Raw genomic sequence first — 25,830 nt, 5'->3', positions numbered from 1 at the left:
TGGCGAAGGCGGCATTCTGCGTAATTCGAACGGCGAGCGTTTCATGGAACGTTACGCGCCGACGCTGAAGGATCTCGCGCCGCGTGACTTTGTTTCGCGTTCGATGGACCAGGAAATCAAGGAAGGCCGCGGTGTTGGCGCGCACAAGGATCACGTGCTGCTCGACCTGTCGCACATCGGCGCCGAGACCATCATGAAGCGTCTGCCGTCGATCCGCGAAATCGCGCTGAAGTTCGCGAACGTCGACTGCATCAAGGAACCGATCCCGGTCGTTCCGACGATTCACTACCAGATGGGCGGTATCCCCACGAACATCAACGGTCAGGTCGTTGGCACGCCGAAGGGCCACGAAGAAGTCGTCAACGGCTTCTACGCCGTGGGCGAATGCTCGTGCGTCTCGGTGCACGGCGCGAACCGCCTGGGCACGAACTCGCTGCTCGACCTCGTGGTGTTCGGCCGTGCGGCCGGCAACCACATCGTCAAGCACGTGAAGGAGCTGAAAGAGCACAAGCCGCTGCCGGCCGACGCCGCCGACTTCGCGCTCTCGCGCCTCGCCAAGCTCGACAACTCGACCTCGGGCGAATACGCCCAGAGCGTCGCGAACGAAATCCGCGGCTCGATGCAGAAGCACGCTGGCGTGTTCCGTACCTCGGCGCTGCTGGCCGAAGGCGTCAAGGACATCGCGCAAGTCGTGGAACAGGCGAAGCACATTCACCTGAAGGACAAGTCGAAGGTGTTCAACACCGCGCGCGTCGAAGCGCTCGAAGTGGCGAACCTCGTGGAAGTTGCGCAGGCAACGATGGTCTCGGCTGAAGCCCGTAAGGAAAGCCGTGGCGCGCACGCACACAGCGACTACGAACACCGCGACGACGAAAACTGGCTGCGCCATACGCTGTGGTTCAGCGAAGGCAACCGTCTTGATTACAAGCCGGTTCACATGAAGCCGCTGACCGTCGAGTCCGTGCCGCCGAAGGCGCGTACGTTCTAAGGCACACGCCAGTCAAAAGGAATTGGGAAATGGCCAAACGTATTTTTGAAGTCTACCGCTACGATCCGGACAAGGACTCGGCGCCGCGCATGCAGACGTACGAGCTGGACCTCACGCACGAGCGCATGCTGCTCGACGCGCTGGTGAAGCTCAAGGAAGTGGACGAAACGCTGTCGTTCCGCCGCTCGTGCCGTGAAGGCGTGTGCGGTTCGGACGCCATGAACATCAACGGCAAGAACGGTCTCGCGTGTCTCACGAACCTGAACGACCTGCCGGCGAAGATCGTGCTGCGCCCGCTGCCGGGCCTGCCCGTCGTGCGCGACCTGATCGTCGACATGACGCACTTCTTCAACCAGTACCACTCGATCAAGCCGTACCTGATCAACGACACGCCGCCGCCCGAGAAAGAGCGTCTGCAGTCGCCCGAGCAGCGTGACGAACTCGACGGTGTGTACGAGTGTATTCTGTGCGCGAGCTGCTCGACGTCGTGCCCGAGCTTCTGGTGGAACCCGGACAAGTTCGTCGGCCCGGCCGGCCTGCTCCAGGCTTACCGTTTCATCGCGGACAGCCGCGACGAAGCCACCGGCGAGCGTCTGGATAACCTCGAAGATCCGTACCGTCTGTTCCGTTGCCATACGATCATGAACTGCGTCGACGTCTGCCCGAAGGGGCTGAACCCGACGAAGGCGATCGGCAAGATCAAGGAACTGATGGTCCGCCGCGCGGTTTGACCACGGCGAGATTGAATGGACTCGCACCAGTCTGACCCTCATCGCCGCGCGCGCCTTCGTTGGCGCGCGCGGCGCGGTATGCTCGAAAACGACATTATTTTCGAGCGTTTTTTCGACCGCTATGAGCATGACCTCAGCGACGCCGACGTGGGCGCACTTACGCGCCTGCTCGAGCTGAGCGATAACGACCTGATGGACTTGCTGCTCGCACGCAAGGAACCAGAAGGCAACCTTGCCGACCCGGACGTGAAGCGGGTGCTGGAGCTGCTTCGCAACGTCTGAGACGCGGTGACGCCAGGAGGCGCCGCGCCGGACGTGCAAACTATCGAATCCTGTGTTTATCTTCGATTGAGGATGTGCTATGACCCCGTCTGATGTAAAAGCCACGCTATCGTTCAGCGACAATTCGCCGAGCGTCGAACTGCCGATCTACAAGGGCACCCAAGGCCCGGATGTAATCGACATCCGCAAACTGTACGGTCAGACCGGCAAGTTCACGTATGACCCGGGCTTCATGTCGACGGCATCGTGCAACTCGGCGATCACGTATATCGACGGGGACAAGGGCGAGCTGCTGTATCGCGGTTACCCGATCGACAACCTCGCGCAGAACGCCGACTTCCTCGAATCCTGCTATCTGCTGCTCAAGGGCGAGCTGCCGAACCAGGTGCAGAAGGACGAGTTCGTGAAGACCGTCACGCAGCACACGATGGTTCACGAGCAGATGCAGTTCTTCTTCCGTGGCTTCCGTCGCGACGCGCACCCGATGGCCATTCTGGTCGCGGCTGTCGGCGCACTGTCGGCGTTCTATCACGACTCGCTCGACATCAATAACGCGAAGCATCGCGAAGTTTCGGCAATCCGCATGATCGCGAAGCTGCCGACGCTCGTCGCCATGGCGTACAAGTACTCGATCGGCCAGCCGTTCGTGTACCCGCAGAACAATCTGTCGTACAGCGCGAACTTCATGCGCATGATGTTCTCGAACCCGTGCGAAGAGTACAAGGTCAACGACGTGCTCGTGCGCGCCCTCGACCGTATCCTGATCCTGCACGCAGACCACGAACAGAACGCCTCGACCTCGACGGTCCGTCTGGCGGGCTCGTCGGGCGCGAACCCGTTCGCGTGTATCGCGGCCGGTATCGCCTGTCTGTGGGGCCCGGCGCACGGTGGTGCGAACGAAGCCGCACTGAACATGCTCGAGGAAATCGGTTCGGTGGACAACATCCCCGAATTCATCAAGCAGGTGAAGGACAAGAACTCGGGCGTGAAGCTGATGGGCTTCGGTCACCGCGTGTACAAGAACTACGATCCGCGTGCGAAGCTGATGCGCGAAACGTGCCACGAAGTGCTCAACGAACTGGGCCTGCACGACGATCCGCTGTTCAAGCTCGCGATGGCGCTCGAAAAGATCGCGCTGGAAGACGAATACTTCGTGTCGCGCAAGCTGTACCCGAACGTCGACTTCTACTCGGGCATCGTGCAACGCGCGCTGGGCATCCCGACGTCGATGTTCACGTGTATCTTCGCGATGGCACGTACGGTGGGCTGGATCGCCCAGTGGAACGAAATGATCGCCGACCCCGAGCAAAAGATCGGCCGTCCGCGTCAGCTGTTCATCGGCAACACGCCGCGCGAAGCGAAGCCGATTTCGCAACGCTAAGCATCGCCGCCCGTTCGTGCGGCGCGCCGTTCACGGTGCGTCGCGCGGCGAGCGCACAACGCCCCGCCGGGTTCGTCCCGCCGGGGCGTTTTCTTTTTTGCGGCCTTGAATCCGCCGCTCAGATCCAGCCGTCGATCTTCAGTCCGCTCGCCTGTTCGGCTTCTTCGCGCGACACCTGACGTAGCGTCTCGCCGAAACTCCATACGTGGCCTTCCGGGTCGCAGGCCGCGTAGACGCGGTCGCCGTAGAACTGATCGTCGGGCTCGCGCACGATCGTCGCGCCCGCGGCGCGCGCGTGTTCGCAATGCGCGTCGAGGCCGCTTTTGAGTTGCACGTGTACCGACTGCGTGTTCTTGCCGCCGACGGCGGCGGGGCTCGTCGAGGGCATGCCGGGCCACTCGCCGCAGACCATGATGTAGCCGTCCTGGAAGCGCATTTCGGAGTGGCAGACCTTGCCGTCGGGCGTCGTGACGACGAACTGCGTCTTGAAGCCGAACGCCTTTTCCAGCCAGTCGAGCGCGGCGCGCGGGTCGCGGTAGTAGACGGCGCTGCCGAAGGCCGGGCGTTGCGAGGTATCGCTCATGATCGTCTCCTGTCGTGCCTCGAATGGAACGCCGCGGCGCGCTGCAGCGGCGAACCGCGTGCGACGAATCTAGCACCGGCGCGCGGCGCTCGCGCGCACCGTGCCTGTCTGCGCGCGGCCCACCGCACGGCCCGCTCCCACGAATCCTTTATGATGGACGCGTCCCCTTTTTCTGCCGCGATCGCCCGCATCGCGCAGATCGCCGAGCCGCTCCATGTTCTTCGCCGCGCATTCCCTGCATCGCCGTTTGAGCATCGCCATCGGCACGCTCGCGATCGTCGTGGGCCTGCTCGGCGCGCTCGGCACTTTCCTCGTGGTGCGCAGCCTCGCGAGCGAGTTCAGCGCGAGCCTGCGCGACGCGGCCGCGCACGTGCAGGCGGGCGCGCCGCCGCAGATCCACCACGCGGCCACGGCGAACGGCGCGCGCCGTCCCTCCGACGATTTCGTGGTGCAGATCTGGTCGGCGGGCGACGCCGCCGCGCCGAGCCGCACGAGCGACGCCGATATCGCCTTGCCGCGCGCGCAAGCGGGCTTTTCGTCGATCGACTACGACGGCGAGACGTGGGACGTCTTCGCGCTCGCGGCCGGCGACGAGCACATCCAGGTCGCCGAATCGCGCAGCATGCGCAACCGCAACGCGCTGCGCGTGGCGTTCTGGAGCCTGTTGCCTGTGCTCGCGCTGCTGCCGCTGCTGGCGTTCACGATCGCCGTGACGGTGCGCGTGTCGCTGCGGCCGCTTGAACGCGTCGGGCGCCGCGCGGCGCAGGTCGATCTGCACGATCTGCGCGAACTGAAGCCGCTCGACGTGGCGAAGGCGCCCGTCGAACTGCGGCCCTTCATCGAGTCGATCAACCGCATGATCGAGCGCCTCGCGCTGCTCGTGAACACCGAGCGCAAATTTATCGCCGACGCCGCGCACGAACTGCGCTCGCCCATTTCCGCGATGCAGTTGCAGATCGACAATCTGCACGACGCGCCGCCCGATCAATACCGCGAGCGCTTCGAGGAACTGCGGCGCGGCGTGGCGCGCACGGGCGCGCTCGTTTCGCAGCTGCTCGGGCTCGCGCGCGCGGAGATTGGCGGCGCGCAGCGTGCGCTCGCCGATATCGCGCTCGCGCCACTCGTGACCGAGGTGCTGGCCGATCTGCTGCCGCTCGCCGACGCGCGCAGCGTGGATCTCGGCGTCGAGCGTCTCGACGAGGCGAGCGTGCACGCGACCGAAGCCGATCTGCGCGTGCTGGTGCGCAATCTGATCGACAACGCGATCCGCTATGTGCACGCGGGCGGGCGCGTCGATGTGTCGGTGCGGCGTGAGGCGCGCAGCGTGACGATCGAGGTGATCGACGACGGTCCCGGCATCGCCGAAACCGACTTGCCGCGCATTTTCGACCGCTTTTTCCGCGCAGGCGCGAACGACACCGAAGGCAGCGGCCTCGGGCTCGCGATCGCGCAGGCGCTCGCGCACGGCTATCGCGGACGCGTCACGCTGGAGAATCGCGCCGACGGCCAGACCGGCATCGTCGCGCGCATCGTGTTGCCGGGTGTGTGAGGTGCGCCGTGACTCGTGATATCGACAGGAATGCTGAATAAAAGTGAGGGAAGCTGAGCGATGCGCATTCTGCTGATCGAAGACGATCTGCTGATCGGGCCCGCGCTGCTGCGCGCGCTCAAGGACGCGACCTATAGCGTCGATTGGGTGCGCACGGGCGAAAGCGGCCGCGCGGCGATCCGCGACGGCTCGTACACGGCGATCCTGCTCGATCTCGGCCTGGGCGACATGAGCGGCCTCGACGTGCTGCGCGGCCTGCGCGAGTCGAACGACACGACGCCGGTCATCGTCATCACCGCGCGCGACGATGTGGACACGCGCGTCGAAGGCCTCGATCTGGGTGCCGACGATTATCTCGTGAAGCCGTTCGAGAGCAAGGAACTGCTCGCGCGCATCCGCGCGGTGGTGCGGCGCAAGTCGGGTTTCGCTTCATCGACGATGGGCAGCGGGCGCGTGACGCTCGACATGAACGCGCGCCGACTCACGTTCGACGGTCAGAGCGACGATCTCTCCGCGCGCGAATACGCGCTGATGCTCGCGCTGCTCGAACGGCCCGGCGCGATCCTGTCGCGTCAGCAGATCGAGGAGCGGCTTTACGGCTGGGGCGAGGAAGTGGAGAGCAATGCCGTCGACGCCGTGATTTACAGCGTGCGCCGCAAGTTCGGGCATGCGGTGATCCGCAACGTGCGCGGGCTCGGTTGGGCGGTGTGCGTTTGAAGCGTGTTTGAAGAAAAACGCGGCGAGCGGGGGCTCGCCGCGAGGCGCGCGACGCGGGGGGAAGGGCCGCGCCGTCCGCGCCAGATAAACGGGTAACCTGCAAGCGCGCTTACGAAGCCAGCAGACGCTGCCACGGATGCGCCTGCCACGCCCGCGAGAGCGCCGCGAGCAGCGCGGCTTCGCTATCGGCGACGTGACGGTCGGCGTAGACCGCGACGTGGCACAGATTGAGTACCTCGGCGCGCAGCCCCGGATCCTGCAACTCACGCATGACGTGCTGCATGACGTCGGAGTCGAGCTTGCACGCGTCGCTCCAGTTCAGGTGCGCGCTCACGAGCAGATCCTCGCAGAGCCCTTGCATGATCGATCCGAACTCGCCGGGTTCGAGGCCGAGGCGGTCGGCGATGCGCGCCTGATGCACGGCGCTGAGTTCGCTGCTGCTGAGGTGGCCATCGGCGAGCAGGGCGATGGCGACGATCCGGCCCGCGGCCTGCGGGCTGTTGCTGGAGTAGGTTCGCATGGTCAGATGTCCTTGAGGTTGGTCGGTGTCGCGTTGCCAGGCCGCGCCGTTAGTCGAACAGGTCGCCGAGCCACGACTTGCGGCGGCGCTGCGCGTGCTCGTCGCGATGCGCGCGGTGATGCGAGCCTTGCTGCGCGCTGTAACCGTCGTCGAGCCGGCGCGATTGCGTCGCCTGCGCGCTTGCCGTGCGGTCGAGCAGCTTGTCGAGTTCCCCGCGGTCGAGCCAGACGCCGCGGCACTGCGGGCAGTAGTCGAGTTCGACACCTTGACGCTCCGAGATCGCAAGCGTGACGTCAGGGCAGTTCGGGCATTTCATGTTGCGCTCCGTGATGAATGGACAGGCCATCGGGCGCCGCCTGGGCCTCGCCGTCGCCGCCGTCGTTGGCGGGCTGGCGGGTTGTGCGGTGCCGATGGAATTCATCCTCGCAGACGAAAATGAGCGAAAAATGAGGAGCGTGTTTTCGGGCTGGAACGCGCGTCCGAGATGGGCCCGAAGTGCGCCCGAAACGCGCTATCGCGCCGCGTCCACGCCGCCGCCGCGCGTCTTCATCAGCGACAGCAGCACGCCGCCCGCGAGCAGCGCCGCCGTCACGCCGAGGCTCAGCAGCGCCGGCATCTTGCCGACGAAATGCACCAGCAAGATCTTCGCGCCGATAAACACCAGCACAAGCGCGAGCGCATGCTTGAGGTAGTAAAAACGGTGCGCCATCGCCGCGAGCGCGAAGAATAGCGCGCGCAGGCCGAGCACGGCGAAGATGTTGCTCGTATAGACGATGAACGGATCGGTCGTGATCGAGAAGATCGCGGGAATCGAATCGACTGCGAAGATCAGGTCGGCGAATTCGATCATCAGCAGCGCGACCAGCAGCGGCGTGGCGTAGCGCTTGAGCTTGCCGGTGGCGGGATCCGCCTGCCGCACTACGAACGCGCCGCCTTCGATGCGCGGCGCGACCGGCAGCACGCGGCGGATCGCGCGCAGGATGCGGCTGTCCTCCACGCGCGCCTCCTCTTTCGAGCCGAACAGCATCTTCACGCCCGTGATCGCGAGAAAGACGCCGAACACGAGCAGCATCCACTCGAAGCGCGCGATCAGCGCGGCGCCGAGTCCGACCATCAGCGCGCGCAGCACCAGCACGCCGACGATGCCCCAGAACAGCACGCGATGCTGGTACACGCGCGGCACCGCGAGCGCGCCGAAGATCGACGCGATCACGAAGACGTTGTCGAGCGAGAGCGACTTCTCGATCAGATAGCCGGTGAGGTACTCGGTGGCGGGCTCGGCGCCGATCTGCCACCAGACGAAGCCGCCGAACAGCACGCCCACGGCGATATAGCCGAGCGAGAGCCAGAGGCTTTCGCGGATGCCGATCTCGTGATCGTCGCGATGGAGCACGCCGAGGTCGAGCACGAGCAGTGCGATCACCACGGCGATGAAGGCGACCCAGAGCCACGCGGGCTGGCCGAGAAAGCTGGCGGAAACGATCGGCGTGAGCATGGCGGGCAGGTCCTTGGGCCTCGAAAGTGGGGAGGAGGGCGAGCGCGAGGGGCTCAACAGCCCAGCTTAGTCCCGAGGAATGAGCGCGGAATGAGGCGCGTCCTGGTGTGGGCGGGTCGGCGTCGAAAGTGACGCCGGATTGACGGACATCCAGGCGCGGCGCTTCCATCCCCGACGCGGCATTTATGCGAAACCGTGCGGTGCTAGATTCATCGATCCTTACAACAACGAAAGGACATGAGAATGACACGCATCAAAGCTGGCCTCGCTTGCGGGCTCGTCATCGCGCTGAGCGGCTGTTCGGCGCTGCAGAGCATGGACCCCAATGCGGCGGTGTCCGCGGGCACGACGCTTTTCAAGGCCGCTACGCTGTCGGACAGCGACATCGTCACGCTCTCGAACGACGCCTGCAAGGCGAGCGACGCGCAGTCGAAGGTGGCTGCGTCGAACAGCGCCTACGGCAAGCGTCTCACGAAGGTGATGGGCGGCTTCGGCGACATGACGCTGAACGGCCAGAAGATCAACTACAAGGTCTACGAGACGAGCGACGTCAACGCGTGGGCGATGGGCAACGGCTGCGTGCGCGTCTATAGCGGCCTGATGGACAAGATGAGCGACGACGAACTGCGCGGGGTGATCGGCCACGAGATGGGCCACGTCGCGCTCGGCCACTCGAAGAAGGCCATGCAGGCGGCCTATACCGTGAGCGCGGCGCGCACGGCAGCGGGCGCGAGCGGCAATTCGGTTGCGTCGGCGTTGAGCACGTCGCAGCTCGGCGACCTGACCGAGAAGTTCATCAACGCGCAGTTCTCGCAGTCGCAGGAAAGCGCCGCCGACGACTATTCGTTCGATCTGCTGACGAAGAAGGGCATGAATCGCGAAGGTCTCGTCACCGCGTTCCAGAAGCTCGCGGCAATGGACGGCGGACAGAGTTCGATGCTGAGCTCGCATCCGTCGTCGCCGAGCCGGGCGCAGCACATCCAGAATCGGATCAAGAAGGAAGGGTGATAGGGCGTTAGCCGAGGCGGTCAGCGGCAGGGTAGCGCGCGCTGGCCGCGGTTCGACGTTACAGCTCGTAGGAGGGCGTGGTTGCGGCGACGAGCAGGAAGACCACGAACATCATGGCAATCAACCCCGCCACTGCGACGCCGAAGGACTTCCACCCGGACTCCAGTTCGCCGCCTGCCTGCGTGTGTGCAGTGATGGCGGGCGTCTGCGTCTTGCCTGTGTAAAACGCGACGATGAACACGCCAATGAGCGCGCTGACATGCCCAAAAGCTTTGGCCAGCGCATTGGAGTCGTCGGTCGTCGCGGCGAACAGCAGCATGCCCAGCGTTCCGAGCGCGGTCACGGCTAGTTCGTTCCACGCGCGCGACGTGTTGCCCAGTCTTGAAGAGTTGCGCCACAGAAGATAGCCGCCCGCGAGTGGCGAACCCACAAACGTCGCCAAGACGATGCTGCGCGCGCTGAACAGTTTGAAGCGCGGCGTTGATGCGCGAAGGACTTCGGACGAAGGCGAAGGCGGGGCGTTCAGAAGGTCGGTCATGCTGTCCCAAGTGTGGTGAGAGGGTGAAAGCATGCGGAACTTACTGGAACGCGTCCGTGGCTTCTTTAGGCCATTTCTGATTTCTACGTCGTCTTTGCCTCAGAACTGATAGTTGATCGACACGTCGCACACGCCTTCGGTCTTGGTCTGGACGATCGGGCTGTGCGCGGCGCTGCCGAGCAGCCGCTTGATCGCGCCGTCGGCGCTCACGAACCAGTGCTTGTTGACGAAGTACACCATCGTGATGCCGAAGCCCGCCGATTTCAGGCCCGGACTCGCGTCGTACTGTCGATAGCCCGATGCGGCGGCCTGCTGCGGCGTCACGCCGAACCAGCTCTGCATGTAGTTCGAATCCGCGAACGTGACCGAAGGTCCGGCGAACCAGTAGAACGTCTGACTGCTGCCCGGCAGCGGCATGTAGGCGCCGAAGTCGGCGGTCCAGCCGTTCGAGCCGCCGAAGCTGCGCGTGAACGCGCCGCGGAACACCAGCGGGAAGTCCTTCGAAATCACGTATTCGCCCGCGATCTTCATCAGCGGCGCGGGATTGATGTTGCCCATGCCGTTCAGGCGCGACGGATCGTCGTGGCCGCGCCGGCCCAGATCGTAGGCGGCGGCGATGCTCAGACGCCAGTTCTGCCCCTGCAGGAAGTTCACGCCGAAGCCTTCGCCCGTCGAGCCGAACAGGATGTCCTTGTAGCGCAGGTCGATGCTCGGTCCGGCCATCATGTGATAGCGGTCCGAGCCGTCGTAGCGCGGCTCGAAGGTCGCGCCCACGCCGAGGCGCGCCTCGAAGTCGGGCCGGTCGGGCTGATAGAGCTTTTCGAGCGGGATGCCCGCGGAGTACTGCCATTCGCCGAGCGGCGAGGGCGTCTGCGCCTGCGCGCGCGGCGCGATCGCGAACACGCAGACGGTGGCCGCCACGGCGAGCGACGCATGGCGCACGCCGCGCCGCCGGGCGTCCGGGTTGGCCTGCGGTTGCCGCCGCGGGATCAGGCTTGTTCTGCTTGTTTTCTTGTACGCGGTACGGGTTGCAAATGGCATGAGGCCTCCGTGATTGCCTGTGCGGGCCGCGACATGTCCGTGGGTTCAGTGTGATGGAACCATGGAAACGGGGATCGTGCGGCGGCGCACATCACGCAAACGACGTGCCTGATGTGGCACCCACGGTGGCGCTACCACCGTATCGCATGGCCTCCGCGCGTGCGCTGAATCACAAGAAATCAATCGGAAAAACAAGGGCTTCCGCTGCGATGCTCACAAACGGCGCACGCAAAACACGTCGAAGCCGGGGCGAAGCCGCGACGAAAACGCCGCGCGCGCCACGCCGGGTAACACCGATACAGGTATCGACACTACCACCCAACTCACTGTTTTTTATCGCTTTTTTTGGATCGAGGCGATGCGGGAGGCGGCTTTCGCGTGGCATAATCGATTCACAAAGTATTGCCCCCCGCAGTCACTAACTCCCCGCATATCATGGCAAAGACGCTCTACGACAAGTTGTGGGACTCGCATGTGGTCCACACGGAAGACGACGGCACGACGCTCCTTTATATCGACCGTCATCTGCTGCACGAAGTCACCAGCCCGCAGGCTTTCGAAGGCCTGAAGCTGCATGAGCGCCCGGTGTGGCGCATCAGCGCGAACCTGGCGGTTTCCGATCACAACGTGCCCACCACGGACCGCAGCCACGGCATCGCCGACCCGGTGTCGAAGCTCCAGGTCGACACGCTCGATTCGAACTGCGACGCCTTCGGCATCACGCAGTTCAAGATGACTGACCAGCGTCAGGGCATCGTGCACATCGTCGGCCCGGAACAGGGCGCGACGCTGCCGGGCATGACGATCGTCTGCGGCGACTCGCATACGTCCACGCACGGCGCGTTCGGCGCGCTCGCGCACGGCATCGGCACCTCGGAAGTCGAGCACGTGCTGGCCACGCAAACGCTCTTGCAGAAGAAAAGCAAGAACATGCTCGTGAAGGTCGAAGGCACGCTGCCGCGCGGCTGCACCGCGAAGGACATCGTGCTCGCCATCATCGGCAAGATCGGCACGGCGGGCGGCACGGGCTACGCCATGGAGTTCGGCGGCTCGATGATCCGCGGCCTCACGATGGAAGGCCGCATGACCGTCTGCAACATGGCGATCGAAGGCGGCGCGCGCGCCGGCATGGTCGCCGTGGACGACACCACGGTCGAATACCTGAAGAACCGTCCGTTCTCGCCGCAAGCCGCGGAGTGGGACCAGGCCGTCGAGTACTGGAAGACCTTCCGCACCGACGAAGGCGCGCACTTCGACCGCGTGGTCGAACTGTCGGCCGCCGACATCGTCCCGCAGGTCACGTGGGGCACGTCGCCGGAAATGGTCACGTCGGTCGACGGCCGCGTGCCCGATCCCGAGCGCGAGAAGGACCCGGTCAAGCGCGACGCGATGGAGCGCGCGCTGCAATACATGGCGCTCGAACCGAACATGCCGATCGAGTCGATCCAGCCGGACAAGATCTTTATCGGTTCGTGCACGAACGCGCGCATCGAAGATCTGCGCTCGGCCGCTTATGTCGTGAAGAAGCTCGGTCGCCGCGTGGCGCCGAACATCCGTCTCGCGATGGTGGTGCCGGGTTCGGGTCTCGTGAAGGCGCAAGCCGAGCGCGAAGGTCTCGACAAGGTGTTCACGGAAGCGGGCTTCGAATGGCGCGAGCCGGGCTGCTCGATGTGCCTCGCGATGAACGCCGACCGTCTGGAACCGGGCGAGCGTTGCGCGTCCACCTCGAACCGCAACTTCGAAGGCCGTCAGGGCGCGGGCGGACGCACGCACCTCGTGAGCCCGGCGATGGCCGCGGCTGCTGCCATCGAAGGTCATTTCGTCGACATTCGCAAGCTCGGTTAAGGCAACACGATCATGGAAAAATTCACCGTACACACCGGCGTCGTGGCGCCGCTCGATCGCGAGAACGTCGACACGGACGCGATCATTCCGAAGCAGTTTCTCAAGTCGATCAAGCGCACGGGCTTCGGTCCGAACGCGTTCGACGAGTGGCGTTATCTGGACCATGGCGAGCCGGGTCAGGACAACTCGAAGCGTCCGCTGAATCCCGATTTCGTGCTGAATCAGCCGCGTTATCAGGGCGCTTCGGTGCTGCTGACGCGCAAGAATTTCGGCTGCGGCAGCTCGCGCGAGCATGCGCCCTGGGCGCTCGATCAGTACGGATTCCGCGCGATCATTGCGCCGAGCTTTGCTGATATTTTCTATAACAACTGCTTCAAGAACGGGCTGCTGCCGATCGTTCTGAGCGAAGCGGATGTCGATCATCTGTTCAACGAAACGTATGCGTTCAACGGTTTCCAGTTGACGATCGATCTGGATAAGCAGGTCGTGCGCACGACGGATGGGTCGAAGGAATATCCGTTCGAGGTGGCTGCGTTCCGTCGTTATTGTCTGCTGAACGGTTTCGACGATATCGGGCTTACGCTGCGTCACGCCGACAAGATTCGCCAGTACGAAGCCGAGCGGCTCGTGCGTCAGCCCTGGCTCAAGAATCGCGTTATTTAAGCGGTTTTTTACGCGGATGTTGTGGGGGAGGCGTGCTGGCGTTTTGCGCGTTTCCTTGGTTTCGTGTCGGTTTGCACAGGGGCAACGCATGCAGACCGACGCGGAAACAAGGAAACGCGCAAGAGCAGGCACACCACCAAAAGCCCACGCCACCGCGTAACCCAAACCCAACACGAAACACATCGAGGAATCAAAAAATGAAGATTGCAGTGCTGCCGGGCGACGGCATCGGTCCCGAGATCGTCAAGGAAGCCGTCAAGGTCCTCAACGCGCTCGGCGAAAAGTTCGAGCTGGAAGAAGCTCCGGTTGGCGGCGCGGGCTACGAAGCAAGCGGCCATCCGCTGCCTGAAGCCACGCTCGCGCTGGCCAAGGCCGCTGACGCGATCCTGTTCGGCGCCGTCGGCGACTGGAAATACGACTCGCTCGAACGCGCACTGCGCCCCGAACAAGCGATTCTCGGCCTGCGCAAGCACCTCGAACTGTTCGCGAATTTCCGCCCGGCCATCTGCTATCCGCAACTCACGGGCGCGTCGTCGCTGAAGCCGGAAATCGTCTCGGGCCTCGACATCCTGATCGTGCGCGAGCTGAACGGTGACATCTACTTCGGTCAGCCGCGCGGTCTGCGCGAGTCGCCGGACGGTCTCTTCAAGGGCGCGCGCGAAGGCTTCGACACGATGCGTTATTCGGAACCCGAAGTGCGCCGCATCGCGCACGTCGCGTTCCAGGCCGCGCAAAAGCGCCAGAAGAAGCTGACGTCGGTCGACAAGGCCAACGTGCTCGAAACCTCGCAGTTCTGGAAGGACATCATGATCGATGTCTCGAAGGAATACCCGGAAGTCGAGCTTTCGCACATGTACGTCGACAACGCGGCCATGCAGCTCGTGAAGGCGCCGAAGGCCTTCGACGTGGTGGTCACGGGCAACATGTTCGGCGACATCCTCTCGGACGAAGCGGCCATGCTCACGGGTTCGATCGGCATGCTGCCCTCGGCCTCGCTCGACAAGAACAACAAGGGTCTGTACGAGCCGTCGCACGGTTCGGCGCCGGACATCGCGGGCAAGGGCATCGCGAATCCGCTCGCCACGATCCTCTCTGCCGCGATGATGCTGCGTTACTCGCTCGGCCGCGAAGAACAGGCGGACCGCATCGAAAACGCGGTCAAGAAGGTGCTGGAGCAAGGCTATCGCACCGCCGACATCGTCACGCCGGATTGCAAGAAGGTCGGCACGGCGGAGATGGGCGACGCGGTCCTCGCCGCGCTGTAAAGCAGAACGAAAGGGCATGCCGTCGCTGGCGTGCCCTTTTTTGTTTGATCGCTTCGTGGCGCGCATTTGAAACGTGCGCGCTACATAGCGGAAAGTGCGGTTTTTGCCGCGCAAATTAACTGTTTCGTGTATATTGTCCCGATGGCGACGATCTCCCCGATCACGACTGTTACGAACATCCACGGCGATAAAACTGCCCGTGCGATTTCGCTCGCCATCACCACGAAAACGATTACGAAAACGATCATCACGCGTTGATCGCTCGTCGTGCCCGCTCATCTTCCCCGCGCGGCCACGCCGGGCGAGCGAAGCGGGGAAGTGTCCAAATCAAGGGTTAGTCATGAACGTAGGTCTCGTAGGTTGGCGCGGCATGGTCGGCAGCGTGCTGATGCAGCGCATGCAGGAAGAACGCGATTTCGACCTGATCGAACCGGTGTTTTTCAGCACCAGCAACGCAGGCGGCGCGGCTCCGTCGTTCGCCAAAAACGAGACAAAGCTCAAGGATGCGAACAGCATCGACGAGCTGAAGAAGTGTGACGCCATCATCACCTGCCAGGGCGGCGACTACACGAACGACGTGTATCCGAAGCTGCGCGCGGCGGGCTGGACCGGTTACTGGATCGACGCGGCTTCGTCGCTGCGCATGAAGGACGACGCGGTCATCATCCTCGACCCGGTCAACCTGAACGTCATCAAGGACGCGCTCGTCAAGGGCCAGAAGGACTTCGTCGGCGGCAACTGCACGGTCAGCCTGATGCTGATGGCGCTCGGCGGCCTGTTCCGCGAGAACCTCGTCGACTGGATGACGGCCATGACCTACCAGGCCGCTTCGGGCGCGGGCGCGCAGAACATGCGCGAACTGCTCTCGCAGATGGGCGCGCTGAACGCGGCCGTCGCGACCGATCTGGCGAACCCGTCGTCGGCGATTCTCGACATCGACCGCAAGGTGCTCGCCACCATGAACAGCGACGCCATGCCCACCAGCCAGTTCGGCGTGCCGCTCGCAGGCTCGCTGATTCCGTGGATCGACAAGGATCTCGGCAACGGCATGTCGAAGGAAGAGTGGAAGGGCGGCGCGGAAACCAACAAGATTCTCGGCAAGCCCGCCATGGGCCAGCCGGGGTCGATCCCCGTCGACGGTCTGTGCGTGCGTATCGGCGCGATGCGCTGCCACTCGCAGGCGCTCACGATCAAGCTGAAGAAGGACGTGCCGCTCGACGAGATCAACGGCATCCTCGCCTCGGCCAACGACTGGGTGAAGGTCGTGCCGAACGAGCGCGAAGCGTCGATGCAGGATCTGTCGCCCGCGAAGGTCACGGGCACGCTGTCCGTGCCGGTCGGCCGCCTGCGCAAGCTGGCGATGGGCGGCGAGTATCTGTCGGCGTTCACGGTCGGCGATCAGCTCCTCTGGGGCGCCGCCGAGCCGCTGCGCCGCATGCTGCGCATTCTGCTCGACAAGTGAATCATTTAAACTACGCGGCTAATGACGCGTAGAGGGTGGAAAAAGCGCCGCGCCAGTCGCGGCGCTTTTTTATTTTCGCGGATCGGCGCTTGCGCGACGATTGCGAGCACCCGCAACACAATCCCGTTTCATCGACAGCCGCGCGAGCGGTGTGCCAGGGCAACTGATGACCGTTCGACTCGACTCTGTTTCCACTCAATTTCCGCAAGGGCGCCTGACGCTGCGCGCCGCGATCGCGGCGACGGCGTTCGCGCTGGCTGCGGCAACCGGCGCGGCGTATGCGCAAGGCGGCACGGCGACGGCTGCGGCTGGCGCTTCGGCGGCGGCGTCGGCAACGGCGGCGTCGGGCGCCTCGGCTGCTCAGGCGGCGCTGCCCGTGGTCGGCCAGTACACGGTTCATCCGGGCCAGTCGCTGCATGACGTCGCCGTGGATCTCACGCAGTCGCACGACAAGACGGTGCTCGCGCGCGCGAGTTCGGCGCTGTTCGACGCGAATCCCAACGCGTTCATGAAGCATGACCCGAGCCGCCTCAAGGTGGGCGCGGTGCTCAATGTGCCGGGTACGCCCGATATGGCGTCGGCAGGTGCGGCGTCGGGCGTGACGGCGGCTTCCGCGCCAGCGGCTGCTCCTGCTCAGGCCGCGACGGCCAGCGCACCGGCTGCCGTGACCGCGCCCGCGAGCGCGGCGGCTTCGGCTTCTGCGCCGAACACGGCGGCTGCGACCGGCGCGACCGCCGCGGCGGCCTCCGCCGTGGCGGCGGCGAACGCGGGCGCGAGTGCGGCCACCGCAGCCACCGCAGCCACCGCAGGTAATGCGGCATCGAGCGCGGCGACCGTCGCGAGTGAAGCAGCAGGCGCTTCGGCGCCCGAGACGGCTTCGGCCGCGACGGCGGCATCGGCGTCGGGCGCCTCGGCGGCGCTCGCTTCGGGCGCTTCGGCCGTCGATCAGCATTCGTTCAGCGGATCGGTTCAGGCCGCATCGGCGGCTTCGGCTGCGTCGGCGCCGGTGTCGGTATCGAGTCTCCAGCAACTGCTCGCGCTCAAGAATCGCGTGCTGATGGCCTTGCAGCACGGCATCGGCAAGCCGGCGCAGGTGGCGGGCGGTGCGAACGGCGCATCGGGCGCGCACGCGCCGGCAGGCGGCGCACAGGCCGCGCAGCAGCCCGAGGTGTCGCCGATGACGCTCGGCATCGTGGCGGCGATCGTGCTCGCTTTTGTCGCGCTGCTCGTGCGCCTGCTGATGCGCAAGCGCCGCAAGCCCGCAGCGGCCGACAAAGCCCAGGCAACGACGGAAACGCCGGTCGCTCCGGCCGCACCGCTCGCAGCCACGCCCGCGCAAGCCGAAGTCGACGACATGCCCGTGCTGGACGAGCCGCTGACGCCCGTGCCCGCCGCGACGGCCACTGTGGCCGCTGCCGCCGCAGGCGCGGCTGCCTACGCGCAAACCCATACCGAAGCCGAAGCGGCCCAGCCCGCCCCGACGCTCGATCACGCCACCGACGCCGCGAGCCTGTCCGCCGCGGCGGAACTCGGCGGCGACGCCTTGCCGCCGACGCTGCACGACAAGCTGCACACCGAAGCCAACGGCCCCGACGCCCTGCACGAAGACCGCGCGGAGCACGGCACGCATGCGCAAGGCGTGACGCCGGGCGAACCGGAAACGCTCGCCGACGCCACCGACGCCGCGAGCTTCGCCGCGGCCTCGGAACTGGGCGCATCGGCGCTGCCGCCGGAAGGGCTGGCCGCAAGCACGGTTGGCGAAACGGAGGAGCACGCGCGCCGCGCCGAGGCCGAGCTTCACGCAGCGACCGAATCCAGCGAAGCCAACGAAGCCGACGAATCCGAACCCGCACCGTTCGCGCCGCACGCGCGCGAACCGCAGCCGCTTGAACTGCGCATGCCCGGCGATCCGCAGCCCGAGCCGGTCGCGCCCGCAGAACCCGTAGCTCCCGCAGTCTCTGCAGAAGAATCAATGCCCTACCAAGAAGTCCCGCAAGAGTTTCCGAAAACCGCTGTCGATGCGCTCGGCAGCATCGAAATGTCGTTGCCGCCGCGCGTCGAAGTGCCGGACGCGCCGGCCATGCCCGATTTCCCGTTCTCGACCGAACCGTCCGCCACGCCTGGCGCGACCCTCGGCCAGGCGCTGCCGTTCGGCCAGCCGCCCGCGCCGCTCGCGGGCCAGGCCATCGAAGCCGGCACGGCGGGCATCGGCTCGATCGCCGGTCTGGGCGCGCCGCGTTTCGGCACGCTCTCGCTCGATTTCGACCTGAACCTGCCGCCCGATTCCGCCGAGCCGCTGCCGGTCTTTTCGCCCGACCAGCTCGCGCGCATCGCGCGTAACAAGCTCGATCTCGCGCACGAATACATCGCGCTGGGCGACCTGTCGGGCGCGCGCGCGCTGATCAACGAAGTGATCGCGTCGAGCGACGCCGCCACGCGCGCCGATGCGCAGGCGCTGCTGTCGACGCTTTCGCCGCTGTCCTGACGCCTGCCGCATGCGTATCGCCTTAGGTATCCAGTACGACGGCGCCGCGTTCTGCGGCTGGCAATCGCAGCCGCACGGCAAGACCGTGCAGGACGCGCTCGAACGCGCGCTGCGCGAGTTCGCCACGGTGCCGCTGTCGACGGTGGTCGCGGGCCGCACCGACACGGGCGTGCACGGGCTCGGCCAGGTCGTGCACTTCGACACCGAGCTCGATCGCACCGATTTTTCGTGGGTGCGCGGCACCAACGCGTTCTTGCCGTCGACGGTCGCGGTGCAGTGGGCCAAGCCCATGTCCGACGACTTTCACGCGCGTTTCGCGGCCTTCGAGCGCACGTATTACTACGTGCTCTACGTGCATCCGGTGCGCTCGCCGATGCTGGCGGGCCGCTCCGGCTGGATCCACACGCCGCTCGACGTCGATGCGATGCGCGAGGCGGCCCAATGCCTGATCGGCGAGCATGACTTTTCGGCGTTCCGTTCGTCGGAATGCCAGTCGAAGACGCCGGTCAAGCACCTGTACCAGATCGACATTCGGCCGCAGGGCGATTTCATCCACTTTCGCTTCCGCGCCAACGCCTTTCTGCATCACATGGTGCGCAACCTGATGGGTTGCCTCGTGGCGGTGGGGCGCGGGCGCTATCCGGCGTCGTGGATGGCCGAGGTGCTGGCGGGGCTCGACCGTGGCAAGGCCGCGCCGACTTTCATGCCCGACGGCCTCTATCTCGCCCAGGTAGGCTATCCTGACGAGTTCGCGGTACCCGCGCCGCATACGGCGAGCGTGCCGTGGAGCGCGATCTGGGACGATCCGGCCTGACGCGTTTCGACGCTGCAGAATCGCATCATGACGCGCAAGATCGCTCAAATCCGCGCAAGTTGCTTTCAACCACCGAGATAACCACGAGTCTCAATTCATGACGCAAGCCGATCCCGTCGCTCAAGCCGACCTCGCCGCGCACCGCACGCGCATCAAGCTGTGCGGGCTTTCGACGCCCGATGCGGTCGAGCGCGCGATCGATCTGGGCGCGGACGCGATCGGCCTCGTGTTCTATCCGCCGAGCGCGCGTTCGGTGAGCATCGCGCAGGCCGTCGAACTGACGCGCGACATTCCGCCGTTCGTTTCGGTGGTGGGCCTGTTCGTGAACCCCACGCCGCAATGGCTCAGCGAAGTGGCGAGCAACGTCTCGCTCACGCTGCTGCAATTCCACGGCGACGAAACGCCCGCGCAGTGCGAGTCGCTGGCGGCCGTTGCCGGTTTGCCCTGGTTGCGGGCGCTGCGGGTGGCGGCGGATACTCGGCAGACCGATTTGGTAGAATCGGCGAATAGTTATTCATCAGCCAGCGGCCTACTGTTCGACACGCACGTCGACGGCTACGGCGGCGGCGGGAAGGTCTTCGATTGGTCACTTATCCCCGCAGGGCTCGCGCGTCGGGCCGTTTTGAGTGGTGGCTTGAACGCGCAAAACGTCGGTGATGCGATTCGCCAGGTGCGTCCGTACGCCGTCGATGTCTCCAGTGGCATCGAGGTACCGGGCGCGAAGGGCGTGAAGGATCACGCCCGTATGGCGGCGTTCGTGCGCGCAGTGCGCGAAGCGGACGCGGGATAATTTCCTGGGCCGGCAAGCCCTTGCGCAAGGCAAGGCGCCCATCCGGCCAGAGCGAGTGACTTATGTACAATTTGCCCGATGAACGAGGCCATTTCGGCCAATATGGTGGCGTGTTCGCTGCCGAGACCCTCATGCAGGCGATCGACGAACTGCGCGACGCCTACGCGAAATACAAAGACGATCCCGACTTCCGCGCCGAATATGAGCGCGAGTTGAAGCATTTTGTCGGCCGTCCGTCGCCGATCTATCACGCGCAGCGTTGGAGCGAGCTGGTCGGCGGCGCGCAGATCTATCTGAAGCGCGAAGACCTCAACCACACCGGCGCCCACAAGGTGAACAACGTGATCGGCCAGGCGCTGCTCGCCCGCCGCATGGGCAAGCCGCGCGTGATCGCCGAAACCGGCGCGGGCCAGCACGGCGTGGCCACGGCCACGATCGCGGCGCGCTTCGGCATGGAGTGCGTGGTCTACATGGGCGCGGAAGACGTGCGCCGCCAGGCCGCCAACGTCTACCGCATGAAGCTGCTGGGCGCGACGGTCGTGCCGGTCGAGTCGGGCTCGCGCACGCTCAAGGACGCGCTCAACGAAGCCATGCGCGACTGGGTCACCAACGTCGAAAACACCTTCTACATCATCGGCACCGTGGCGGGCCCGCACCCGTACCCGATGATGGTGCGCGACTTCCAGCGCGTGATCGGCGACGAATGCCGCGTGCAGATGCCCGAAATGACCGGTCGCCAGCCGGACGCCGTGATTGCGTGCGTTGGCGGCGGATCGAACGCGATGGGTATCTTTTACCCATATATCGAGGATAGTTCGGTGCAGTTGATCGGCGTCGAGCCGGCCGGCGACGGCATGGAAACGGGCCGTCACGCGGCCTCGCTCGCGGCCGGCACGCCGGGCGTGCTGCACGGCAACCGCACCTATCTGCTGCAGGACGAGAACGGTCAGATCATCGAGACGCATTCGGTGTCGGCGGGCCTCGACTATCCGGGCGTCGGTCCCGAGCACGCGTGGCTCAAGGACAGCGGCCGCGCGCAGTACGTGACGATCGACGACGAGGAAGCGCTCAAGGCGTTCCACGACTGCTGCCGCATCGAAGGCATCATTCCGGCGCTCGAGTCGAGCCACGCGCTCGCGTACGCCGCGAAGCTCGCGCCCACGCTGCCCAAGGACAAGGTTCTGCTGGTGAATCTGTCGGGCCGCGGCGACAAGGACATGCACACGGTCGCCGAGCGATCGGGCATCCAGTTCTAAGCGCCGGGAGCGACATCAGCGATGCGTGACGAGTTCGACGAGCCGACCTTGCCGGCGGCCGCAGGCGAGGCGGGCGAAATGAGCAGCCAGACGGCGGAGCAGGAAGCCGCCGCGGCGCTGGCTCATGCCGCCGCTTTGCCGGCGGTGCCGGTGGTGCCCGACGGCATCCGGCTCCTGAACCGCGATTTTCTGACCGATGCGGCGAACTTGCCCGATGCCTCGATCGACCTGATCGTCGCCGACCCGCCTTATGGGCTCGGCAAGGACTACGGCAACGACTCCGACATGCGTTCGGGCGAGGATTTTCTCGCCTGGACCTACGGGTGGCTCGATCTGGCGATTCCCAAGCTGAAAGCCAGCGGCTCGCTCTATGTGTTTTGCACGTGGCAGTACGCGCCCGAGATCTTCGTTTATCTGAAGTCGAAAATGACGATGATTAACGAGATCGTCTGGGATCGTCGCGTACCCAGCATGGGCGGCACGACCCGCCGCTTTACCTCCGTGCACGACAACATCGGTTTCTTCGCGGTCTCGAAGGATTACTACTTCGATCTCGATCCCGTCCGCATCCCGTACGATGCCGCCACGAAGAAGGCGCGTTCGCGCAAGTTGTTCGAAGGCAGCAAGTGGCTGGAGCTTGGCTACAACCCCAAGGACGTCTGGTCCGTCTCGCGGCTGCATCGTCAGCACGCGGAACGTGTCGATCATCCGACCCAGAAGCCCCTGGAAATCGTCGAGCGCATGGTGCTCGCGAGCTGCCCGCCGGGCGGCCGCGTGCTGGACCCGTTCATGGGCAGCGGCACCACGGCAGTCGCTTGCGCGCGTCAAAAGCGCGAATTCGTCGGCTATGAAATCAACGAAAGTTACTGCGCGATCGCGCGCGAACGCGTGAGCGCGGCAGCCGCCGCGCCCGCGTCCGCTGCCCGCGCCACGGCTGTCGCGGCCGGCGCCTGAGGCGCCGCCGCCGCCGTCGGCCTGCGACGCGCGGTCTCCATTGAGATTGAGGACCCTGAAATGTCCCGCATCAAAACCACGTTCGAGGCGCTCGCCGCCGCCAGCAAGAAAGGCCTGATCCCGTTCATGACGGCAGGCGACCCCGATCCGGCCCGCACGGTCGAATTCATGCACGCGCTCGCCGCCGGCGGCGCCGACGTGATCGAACTCGGCGTGCCGTTCTCGGACCCGATGGCCGACGGCCCGGTGATCCAGCAGGCGTCGGAGCGCGCGCTCGCGAAGGGCGTCACGCTCAAGAGCGTGCTGGCCGACGTCAAGCGTTTCCGCGAAACCGACAACACCACACCCGTCGTGCTGATGGGTTACGCCAACCCGATCGAGCGCATGGGCGCCGACGCCTTCGCGGCCGCCGCGAAGGACGCGGGCGTGGACGGCGTGCTGGTGGTCGACTATCCGCCCGAGGAATCGGTGGAATTCGCCGCGAAGATGAAGGCGGCCGACATCGATCCGATCTTCCTGCTCGCGCCCACGTCCACCGACGAGCGCATCGCCGAAGTGGGCCGCGCGGCCAGCGGCTACGTCTATTACGTCTCGCTCAAGGGCGTGACGGGCGCGGCCAATCTGGACGTCGCGAGCATCGCGAGTAAAATCCCGGCGATCAAGGCGCGCGTGCCGCTGCCGGTCGGCGTGGGCTTCGGTATTCGCGACGCGCAAACCGCCGCCGCGGTGGCCGAAGTGTCCGACGCCGTGGTGATCGGCAGCCGCATCGTCACGCTGCTCGAACAGGCGCCCGCCGACACTGCGGCCGAGGCGCTCACGCAGTTCATCGCGGGTATTCGCGCGGCGCTCGACGCGCTGTCGGACAACGCGAAATGAGAGTGCTGTAAAATCCACTTTTCGCCATGCGCGGTCGGGGTCGGAACCCGGTCGGTTTTACCTGTCGGGTCAGCTCGATCCGCCGCGCCCGCGCATCACGAAGGTCAAGGAAGAAAATATGAGCTGGCTCGATAAACTGCTGCCGCCCAAGATCAAGCAAACCGATCCGAAAAGCCGCAAGAGCATTCCGGAAGGTCTGTGGATCAAGTGCCCGAAGTGCGAAGCGGTCCTGTACCGCAACGACGTCGAGGCGAACCTCCACGTCTGCCCGAAGTGCGACCACCACATGCGCATCAACGCGCGCGAGCGCCTGGACGGCCTGCTCGATCCCGAAGGCCGCTATGAAATCGGCCAGGAAATCGTTCCGGTCGACGCGCTGAAGTTCAAGGACAGCCGCAAGTACCCCGATCGCATCAAGGAAGCGATGGACGATACGGGTGAAACCGACGCCATGGTCGTCATGGGCGGCGCGATCCACACGCTGCCGTGCGTGGTCGCCTGCTTCGAGTTCGCGTTCATGGGCGGCTCGATGGGTTCGGTGGTCGGCGAGCGTTTCGCACGCGGCGCGCAGACCGCGCTCGAGCAGCAAGTGCCGTTCATCTGCTTCACCGCTTCGGGCGGCGCGCGCATGCAGGAAAGCCTGCTGTCGCTGATGCAGATGGCCAAGACCACGGCCATGCTGACCAAGCTGTCGGAAGCCAAGCTGCCGTTCATCTCGGTGCTGACCGACCCGACCATGGGTGGCGTCTCGGCGAGCTTCGCGTTCCTCGGCGACGTGGTGATCGCCGAACCGAAGGCGCTGATCGGCTTCGCCGGCCCGCGCGTGATCGAGCAGACGGTGCGTGAAAAGCTGCCGGAAGGCTTCCAGCGCGCGGAATTCCTGCTGACGAAGGGCGCCATCGACATGATCGTCGACCGCCGCAAGCTGCGTGAGGAAATCGCCCAGCTCATGGCGCTGTTGCAGCGCCAGCCGGCCGACGCCGTGGCGTAAAAACCGCCGTCATCCGCACTCAAGCCAACGCGCCGCGAGCGAAAGCAAGCGGCGCGTTGTCATTTCCGCGATAATGCCGTTCTTTCGTGGCGGATCGTTCGCGCGAGATCGCGGTCGAATGGGGCATGTTCGATTGCGGCGCGCGCGGGCAGGCCGCCGCGGCGCACGTCCGCTGTCGTTCGCGCGGTTTTTGCGCACTGTTGTTCCGCACAGCTTTCCGGCTTCCATTCGAATCGTTTCACATCGCGTATTCATGAGCACTTTTCCCACCCTCGACGCGTGGCTCACGCATCTCGAAACCGCGCACCCGGTCGGCATCGACATGGGTCTTGCCCGCATCACCCAGGTCAAGGAAGCGCTGAACCTCCAGTTCGAGTGCCCGATCTTCACCGTCGGCGGCACGAACGGAAAGGGCTCGACCTGCGCGATCCTCGAAACGATTCTGCTCAAGGCCGGTTATCACGTGGGCTGCCACACGTCGCCGCATCTGCTCGCGTTCAACGAGCGCGCGCGCATCGACGGCGAGCAGGCCAGCGACGCTGAACTGCTGCCGCACTTCGAGGCCGTGGAAGCCGCGCGCAACGCGCTGCCCACGCCGGTCTCGCTCACGTACTTCGAGTTCACGACGCTCGCGATCATGCATCTGTTCGCCTCGCGCGGGCTCGATGCGGTGATCTTCGAAGTGGGTCTCGGCGGGCGTCTCGACGCCGTCAACGTGCTCGACGCCGACTGCGCGATCGTCACGAGCATCGACCTCGACCACACCGAATATCTCGGCGATACGCGCGAGAAGATCGGCTTCGAAAAGGCCGGCATCTTCCGCGCGGGCAAGCCCGCGATCTGCTCGGACCCGCTGCCACCGCAAACGCTGGTCGACCATGCTGAGTCGATCGGCGCCGATCTGTGGCTCTTTGGCCGCGATTTCCGCTTCGAAGGCTCGCCGGGCAGCGAGCGCCAGCAATGGAGCTATGTGGGCCGCGCGCAACGCCGCTCGGCGCTTGCGTATCCGGCGCTGCGCGGCGCGAATCAGCTGATCAATACCTCGGCGGCGCTCGCCGCGCTCGAAGCCATGCGCGACCGCGTGCCGGTTTCGGCGCAGGACATCCGCCTCGGCCTCGCGAACGTCGAACTGCCGGGCCGCTTCCAGGTGCTGCCGGGCAAGCCCGCGATCATTTTCGACGTCGGCCACAATCCGCACGCCGCCGCCGTGCTCGGGCAAAATCTCGGCAGCATGGGCTATTTTCCGTACACTTACGCGGTATTTGGCGCCATGCGCGACAAGGACATCGCCGGCGTGATCGGCCACCTGAAGGGCGAAATCGACCACTGGTGCGTCACCGATCTGCCGCTGCCGCGCGCGGCGTCCGCGCAACAGCTCGAAGACGCGCTGCGCGAGGCCGGTGTGGAAGACAGCGCCGACAGCAGCATCACGCATTACGAATCGCCCGCCGCAGCATTTCAAGATGCGCTAAAACGAGCGACTGAAAATGATAGAATTATCGTCTTCGGGAGTTTCTTGACCGTCGCCGGCGTCATGGCCTGGCGAAAGTCACAGCAGCACTGAACGCGCGGCGAACCTACGCCACCACGGCAAGC

General features: G+C 65.2%; 25 protein-coding genes. 19 read left to right on the top strand and 6 right to left on the bottom strand.

Annotated elements, in window-relative coordinates:
• The 4 genes from U4Y88_RS35405 to gltA all read left to right on the top strand — a co-directional run.
• Positions 1–988: FAD-binding protein (locus U4Y88_RS35405; RefSeq protein WP_321789516.1), on the top strand; the 988-nt coding region annotated here is incomplete at its 5' end.
• A 29-nt stretch (positions 989–1,017) separates the two neighbouring features.
• Positions 1,018–1,719 (top strand): succinate dehydrogenase iron-sulfur subunit, encoded by a 702-nt coding sequence (locus tag U4Y88_RS35400; protein ID WP_103703222.1) that lies wholly within the window; start codon positions 1,018–1,020, stop codon positions 1,717–1,719.
• A 15-nt stretch (positions 1,720–1,734) separates the two neighbouring features.
• Positions 1,735–2,001, top strand: a complete 267-nt coding sequence (locus U4Y88_RS35395) for a succinate dehydrogenase assembly factor 2 (protein ID WP_167068785.1) — start codon at positions 1,735–1,737, stop codon at positions 1,999–2,001.
• A 79-nt stretch (positions 2,002–2,080) separates the two neighbouring features.
• Positions 2,081–3,382, top strand: coding sequence for a citrate synthase (gltA, locus tag U4Y88_RS35390; protein WP_224012352.1), 1,302 nt, complete (start codon positions 2,081–2,083; stop codon positions 3,380–3,382).
• A gap of 118 nt (positions 3,383–3,500) precedes the next feature.
• On the opposite strand, the gene U4Y88_RS35385 is transcribed toward gltA, so the two are convergent.
• The gene (locus tag U4Y88_RS35385; protein ID WP_321789514.1) at positions 3,501–3,965 is read right to left on the bottom strand and encodes a VOC family protein; all 465 of its coding nucleotides are present in this window, start codon (positions 3,963–3,965) and stop codon (positions 3,501–3,503) included.
• Positions 3,966–4,179: 214 nt separating this feature from the next.
• Between U4Y88_RS35385 and U4Y88_RS35380 the strand changes: the two genes are divergently transcribed.
• Complete coding sequence (locus U4Y88_RS35380) at positions 4,180–5,514, top strand: HAMP domain-containing sensor histidine kinase (protein WP_321789512.1); 1,335 nt, start codon at positions 4,180–4,182, stop codon at positions 5,512–5,514.
• A gap of 60 nt (positions 5,515–5,574) precedes the next feature.
• Entirely contained in the window at positions 5,575–6,231 is a 657-nt protein-coding gene (locus U4Y88_RS35375; RefSeq protein ID WP_065060017.1) for a response regulator transcription factor, read from the top strand.
• Between the two features lie 109 nt (positions 6,232–6,340).
• On the opposite strand, the gene U4Y88_RS35370 is transcribed toward U4Y88_RS35375, so the two are convergent.
• From U4Y88_RS35370 to U4Y88_RS35360, 3 genes are all read right to left on the bottom strand, one after another.
• The gene (locus U4Y88_RS35370; protein WP_310633662.1) at positions 6,341–6,751 is read right to left on the bottom strand and encodes a TerB family tellurite resistance protein; all 411 of its coding nucleotides are present in this window, start codon (positions 6,749–6,751) and stop codon (positions 6,341–6,343) included.
• Positions 6,752–6,800: 49 nt separating this feature from the next.
• Positions 6,801–7,067 carry a zf-TFIIB domain-containing protein gene (locus tag U4Y88_RS35365; RefSeq protein WP_224012348.1) on the bottom strand — a complete coding sequence of 89 codons (267 nt, stop codon included), beginning with the start codon at positions 7,065–7,067 and terminating at the stop codon, positions 6,801–6,803.
• A 195-nt stretch (positions 7,068–7,262) separates the two neighbouring features.
• Entirely contained in the window at positions 7,263–8,246 is a 984-nt protein-coding gene (locus U4Y88_RS35360; RefSeq protein ID WP_321789510.1) for a TerC family protein, read from the bottom strand.
• 243 nt (positions 8,247–8,489) lie between these two features.
• Between U4Y88_RS35360 and U4Y88_RS35355 the strand changes: the two genes are divergently transcribed.
• Positions 8,490–9,254, top strand: coding sequence for a M48 family metalloprotease (locus tag U4Y88_RS35355; protein WP_224012346.1), 765 nt, complete (start codon positions 8,490–8,492; stop codon positions 9,252–9,254).
• A 58-nt stretch (positions 9,255–9,312) separates the two neighbouring features.
• On the opposite strand, the gene U4Y88_RS35350 is transcribed toward U4Y88_RS35355, so the two are convergent.
• Together U4Y88_RS35350 and U4Y88_RS35345 are read right to left on the bottom strand one after the other, a co-directional pair.
• On the bottom strand, positions 9,313–9,792 hold the full coding sequence (locus tag U4Y88_RS35350; RefSeq protein WP_224012345.1) for a hypothetical protein: 480 nt from the start codon (positions 9,790–9,792) through the stop codon (positions 9,313–9,315).
• A 99-nt stretch (positions 9,793–9,891) separates the two neighbouring features.
• Complete coding sequence (locus U4Y88_RS35345) at positions 9,892–10,833, bottom strand: MipA/OmpV family protein (protein WP_224012344.1); 942 nt, start codon at positions 10,831–10,833, stop codon at positions 9,892–9,894.
• Between the two features lie 435 nt (positions 10,834–11,268).
• Here U4Y88_RS35345 and leuC point away from each other — a divergent pair, with 435 nt between their 5' ends.
• The 12 genes from leuC (at position 11,269) to folC (ending at position 25,798) form a co-directional block, all read left to right on the top strand.
• Positions 11,269–12,678, top strand: a complete 1,410-nt coding sequence (gene leuC / locus U4Y88_RS35340) for a 3-isopropylmalate dehydratase large subunit (protein WP_224012343.1) — start codon at positions 11,269–11,271, stop codon at positions 12,676–12,678.
• Positions 12,679–12,690: 12 nt separating this feature from the next.
• A complete protein-coding gene (gene leuD, locus U4Y88_RS35335) occupies positions 12,691–13,341 on the top strand; it encodes a 3-isopropylmalate dehydratase small subunit (protein WP_224012342.1) in 651 nt (216 codons plus the stop codon).
• A gap of 197 nt (positions 13,342–13,538) precedes the next feature.
• Positions 13,539–14,606, top strand: coding sequence for a 3-isopropylmalate dehydrogenase (gene leuB / locus U4Y88_RS35330; RefSeq protein WP_224012341.1), 1,068 nt, complete (start codon positions 13,539–13,541; stop codon positions 14,604–14,606).
• 340 nt (positions 14,607–14,946) lie between these two features.
• A complete protein-coding gene (asd, locus tag U4Y88_RS35325; RefSeq protein ID WP_224012340.1) occupies positions 14,947–16,068 on the top strand; it encodes an aspartate-semialdehyde dehydrogenase in 1,122 nt (373 codons plus the stop codon).
• A 166-nt stretch (positions 16,069–16,234) separates the two neighbouring features.
• Positions 16,235–18,553, top strand: a complete 2,319-nt coding sequence (locus U4Y88_RS35320; protein WP_321789508.1) for a FimV/HubP family polar landmark protein — start codon at positions 16,235–16,237, stop codon at positions 18,551–18,553.
• Between the two features lie 10 nt (positions 18,554–18,563).
• Positions 18,564–19,367: a tRNA pseudouridine(38-40) synthase TruA gene (gene truA / locus U4Y88_RS35315; protein WP_224012338.1), complete on the top strand. Its 804-nt coding sequence runs from the start codon at positions 18,564–18,566 to the stop codon at positions 19,365–19,367.
• A 97-nt stretch (positions 19,368–19,464) separates the two neighbouring features.
• On the top strand, positions 19,465–20,157 hold the full coding sequence (locus U4Y88_RS35310) for a phosphoribosylanthranilate isomerase (protein WP_224012337.1): 693 nt from the start codon (positions 19,465–19,467) through the stop codon (positions 20,155–20,157).
• Positions 20,158–20,219: 62 nt separating this feature from the next.
• Positions 20,220–21,413, top strand: coding sequence for a tryptophan synthase subunit beta (gene trpB, locus U4Y88_RS35305; protein ID WP_224012336.1), 1,194 nt, complete (start codon positions 20,220–20,222; stop codon positions 21,411–21,413).
• A 21-nt stretch (positions 21,414–21,434) separates the two neighbouring features.
• On the top strand, positions 21,435–22,367 hold the full coding sequence (locus tag U4Y88_RS35300) for a site-specific DNA-methyltransferase (RefSeq protein ID WP_321789506.1): 933 nt from the start codon (positions 21,435–21,437) through the stop codon (positions 22,365–22,367).
• 60 nt (positions 22,368–22,427) lie between these two features.
• Positions 22,428–23,243, top strand: a complete 816-nt coding sequence (trpA, locus tag U4Y88_RS35295; RefSeq protein WP_321789504.1) for a tryptophan synthase subunit alpha — start codon at positions 22,428–22,430, stop codon at positions 23,241–23,243.
• A gap of 118 nt (positions 23,244–23,361) precedes the next feature.
• A complete protein-coding gene (gene accD, locus U4Y88_RS35290; protein ID WP_321789502.1) occupies positions 23,362–24,234 on the top strand; it encodes an acetyl-CoA carboxylase, carboxyltransferase subunit beta in 873 nt (290 codons plus the stop codon).
• A gap of 253 nt (positions 24,235–24,487) precedes the next feature.
• A complete protein-coding gene (gene folC / locus U4Y88_RS35285) occupies positions 24,488–25,798 on the top strand; it encodes a bifunctional tetrahydrofolate synthase/dihydrofolate synthase (protein WP_321789500.1) in 1,311 nt (436 codons plus the stop codon).
• Positions 25,799–25,830: the final 32 nt, after the last annotated feature.

The organism is Paraburkholderia sp. J94, assembly GCF_905220285.1.
GTDB classification, from domain to species: domain Bacteria; phylum Pseudomonadota; class Gammaproteobacteria; order Burkholderiales; family Burkholderiaceae; genus Paraburkholderia; species Paraburkholderia tropica_A.
This window is presented reverse-complemented; position numbering and strand designations above follow the sequence as displayed.

Coding starts and splice junctions, on each gene's coding strand:
- U4Y88_RS35320 (WP_321789508.1), top strand. CDS start 16,235: ATGACCGTTCGACTCGACTCTGTTTCCACTCAATTTCCGCAAGGGCGC.
- leuC (WP_224012343.1), top strand. CDS start 11,269: ATGGCAAAGACGCTCTACGACAAGTTGTGGGACTCGCATGTGGTCCAC.
- U4Y88_RS35310 (WP_224012337.1), top strand. CDS start 19,465: ATGACGCAAGCCGATCCCGTCGCTCAAGCCGACCTCGCCGCGCACCGC.
- U4Y88_RS35400 (WP_103703222.1), top strand. CDS start 1,018: ATGGCCAAACGTATTTTTGAAGTCTACCGCTACGATCCGGACAAGGAC.
- U4Y88_RS35370 (WP_310633662.1), bottom strand. CDS start 6,751: ATGCGAACCTACTCCAGCAACAGCCCGCAGGCCGCGGGCCGGATCGTC.
- U4Y88_RS35395 (WP_167068785.1), top strand. CDS start 1,735: ATGGACTCGCACCAGTCTGACCCTCATCGCCGCGCGCGCCTTCGTTGG.
- gltA (WP_224012352.1), top strand. CDS start 2,081: ATGACCCCGTCTGATGTAAAAGCCACGCTATCGTTCAGCGACAATTCG.
- U4Y88_RS35385 (WP_321789514.1), bottom strand. CDS start 3,965: ATGAGCGATACCTCGCAACGCCCGGCCTTCGGCAGCGCCGTCTACTAC.
- U4Y88_RS35355 (WP_224012346.1), top strand. CDS start 8,490: ATGACACGCATCAAAGCTGGCCTCGCTTGCGGGCTCGTCATCGCGCTG.
- U4Y88_RS35380 (WP_321789512.1), top strand. CDS start 4,180: ATGTTCTTCGCCGCGCATTCCCTGCATCGCCGTTTGAGCATCGCCATC.
- accD (WP_321789502.1), top strand. CDS start 23,362: ATGAGCTGGCTCGATAAACTGCTGCCGCCCAAGATCAAGCAAACCGAT.
- U4Y88_RS35350 (WP_224012345.1), bottom strand. CDS start 9,792: ATGACCGACCTTCTGAACGCCCCGCCTTCGCCTTCGTCCGAAGTCCTT.
- U4Y88_RS35300 (WP_321789506.1), top strand. CDS start 21,435: ATGCGTGACGAGTTCGACGAGCCGACCTTGCCGGCGGCCGCAGGCGAG.
- trpA (WP_321789504.1), top strand. CDS start 22,428: ATGTCCCGCATCAAAACCACGTTCGAGGCGCTCGCCGCCGCCAGCAAG.
- U4Y88_RS35360 (WP_321789510.1), bottom strand. CDS start 8,246: ATGCTCACGCCGATCGTTTCCGCCAGCTTTCTCGGCCAGCCCGCGTGG.
- U4Y88_RS35375 (WP_065060017.1), top strand. CDS start 5,575: ATGCGCATTCTGCTGATCGAAGACGATCTGCTGATCGGGCCCGCGCTG.
- U4Y88_RS35345 (WP_224012344.1), bottom strand. CDS start 10,833: ATGCCATTTGCAACCCGTACCGCGTACAAGAAAACAAGCAGAACAAGC.
- leuD (WP_224012342.1), top strand. CDS start 12,691: ATGGAAAAATTCACCGTACACACCGGCGTCGTGGCGCCGCTCGATCGC.
- folC (WP_321789500.1), top strand. CDS start 24,488: ATGAGCACTTTTCCCACCCTCGACGCGTGGCTCACGCATCTCGAAACC.
- truA (WP_224012338.1), top strand. CDS start 18,564: ATGCGTATCGCCTTAGGTATCCAGTACGACGGCGCCGCGTTCTGCGGC.
- asd (WP_224012340.1), top strand. CDS start 14,947: ATGAACGTAGGTCTCGTAGGTTGGCGCGGCATGGTCGGCAGCGTGCTG.
- U4Y88_RS35365 (WP_224012348.1), bottom strand. CDS start 7,067: ATGAAATGCCCGAACTGCCCTGACGTCACGCTTGCGATCTCGGAGCGT.
- leuB (WP_224012341.1), top strand. CDS start 13,539: ATGAAGATTGCAGTGCTGCCGGGCGACGGCATCGGTCCCGAGATCGTC.
- trpB (WP_224012336.1), top strand. CDS start 20,220: ATGTACAATTTGCCCGATGAACGAGGCCATTTCGGCCAATATGGTGGC.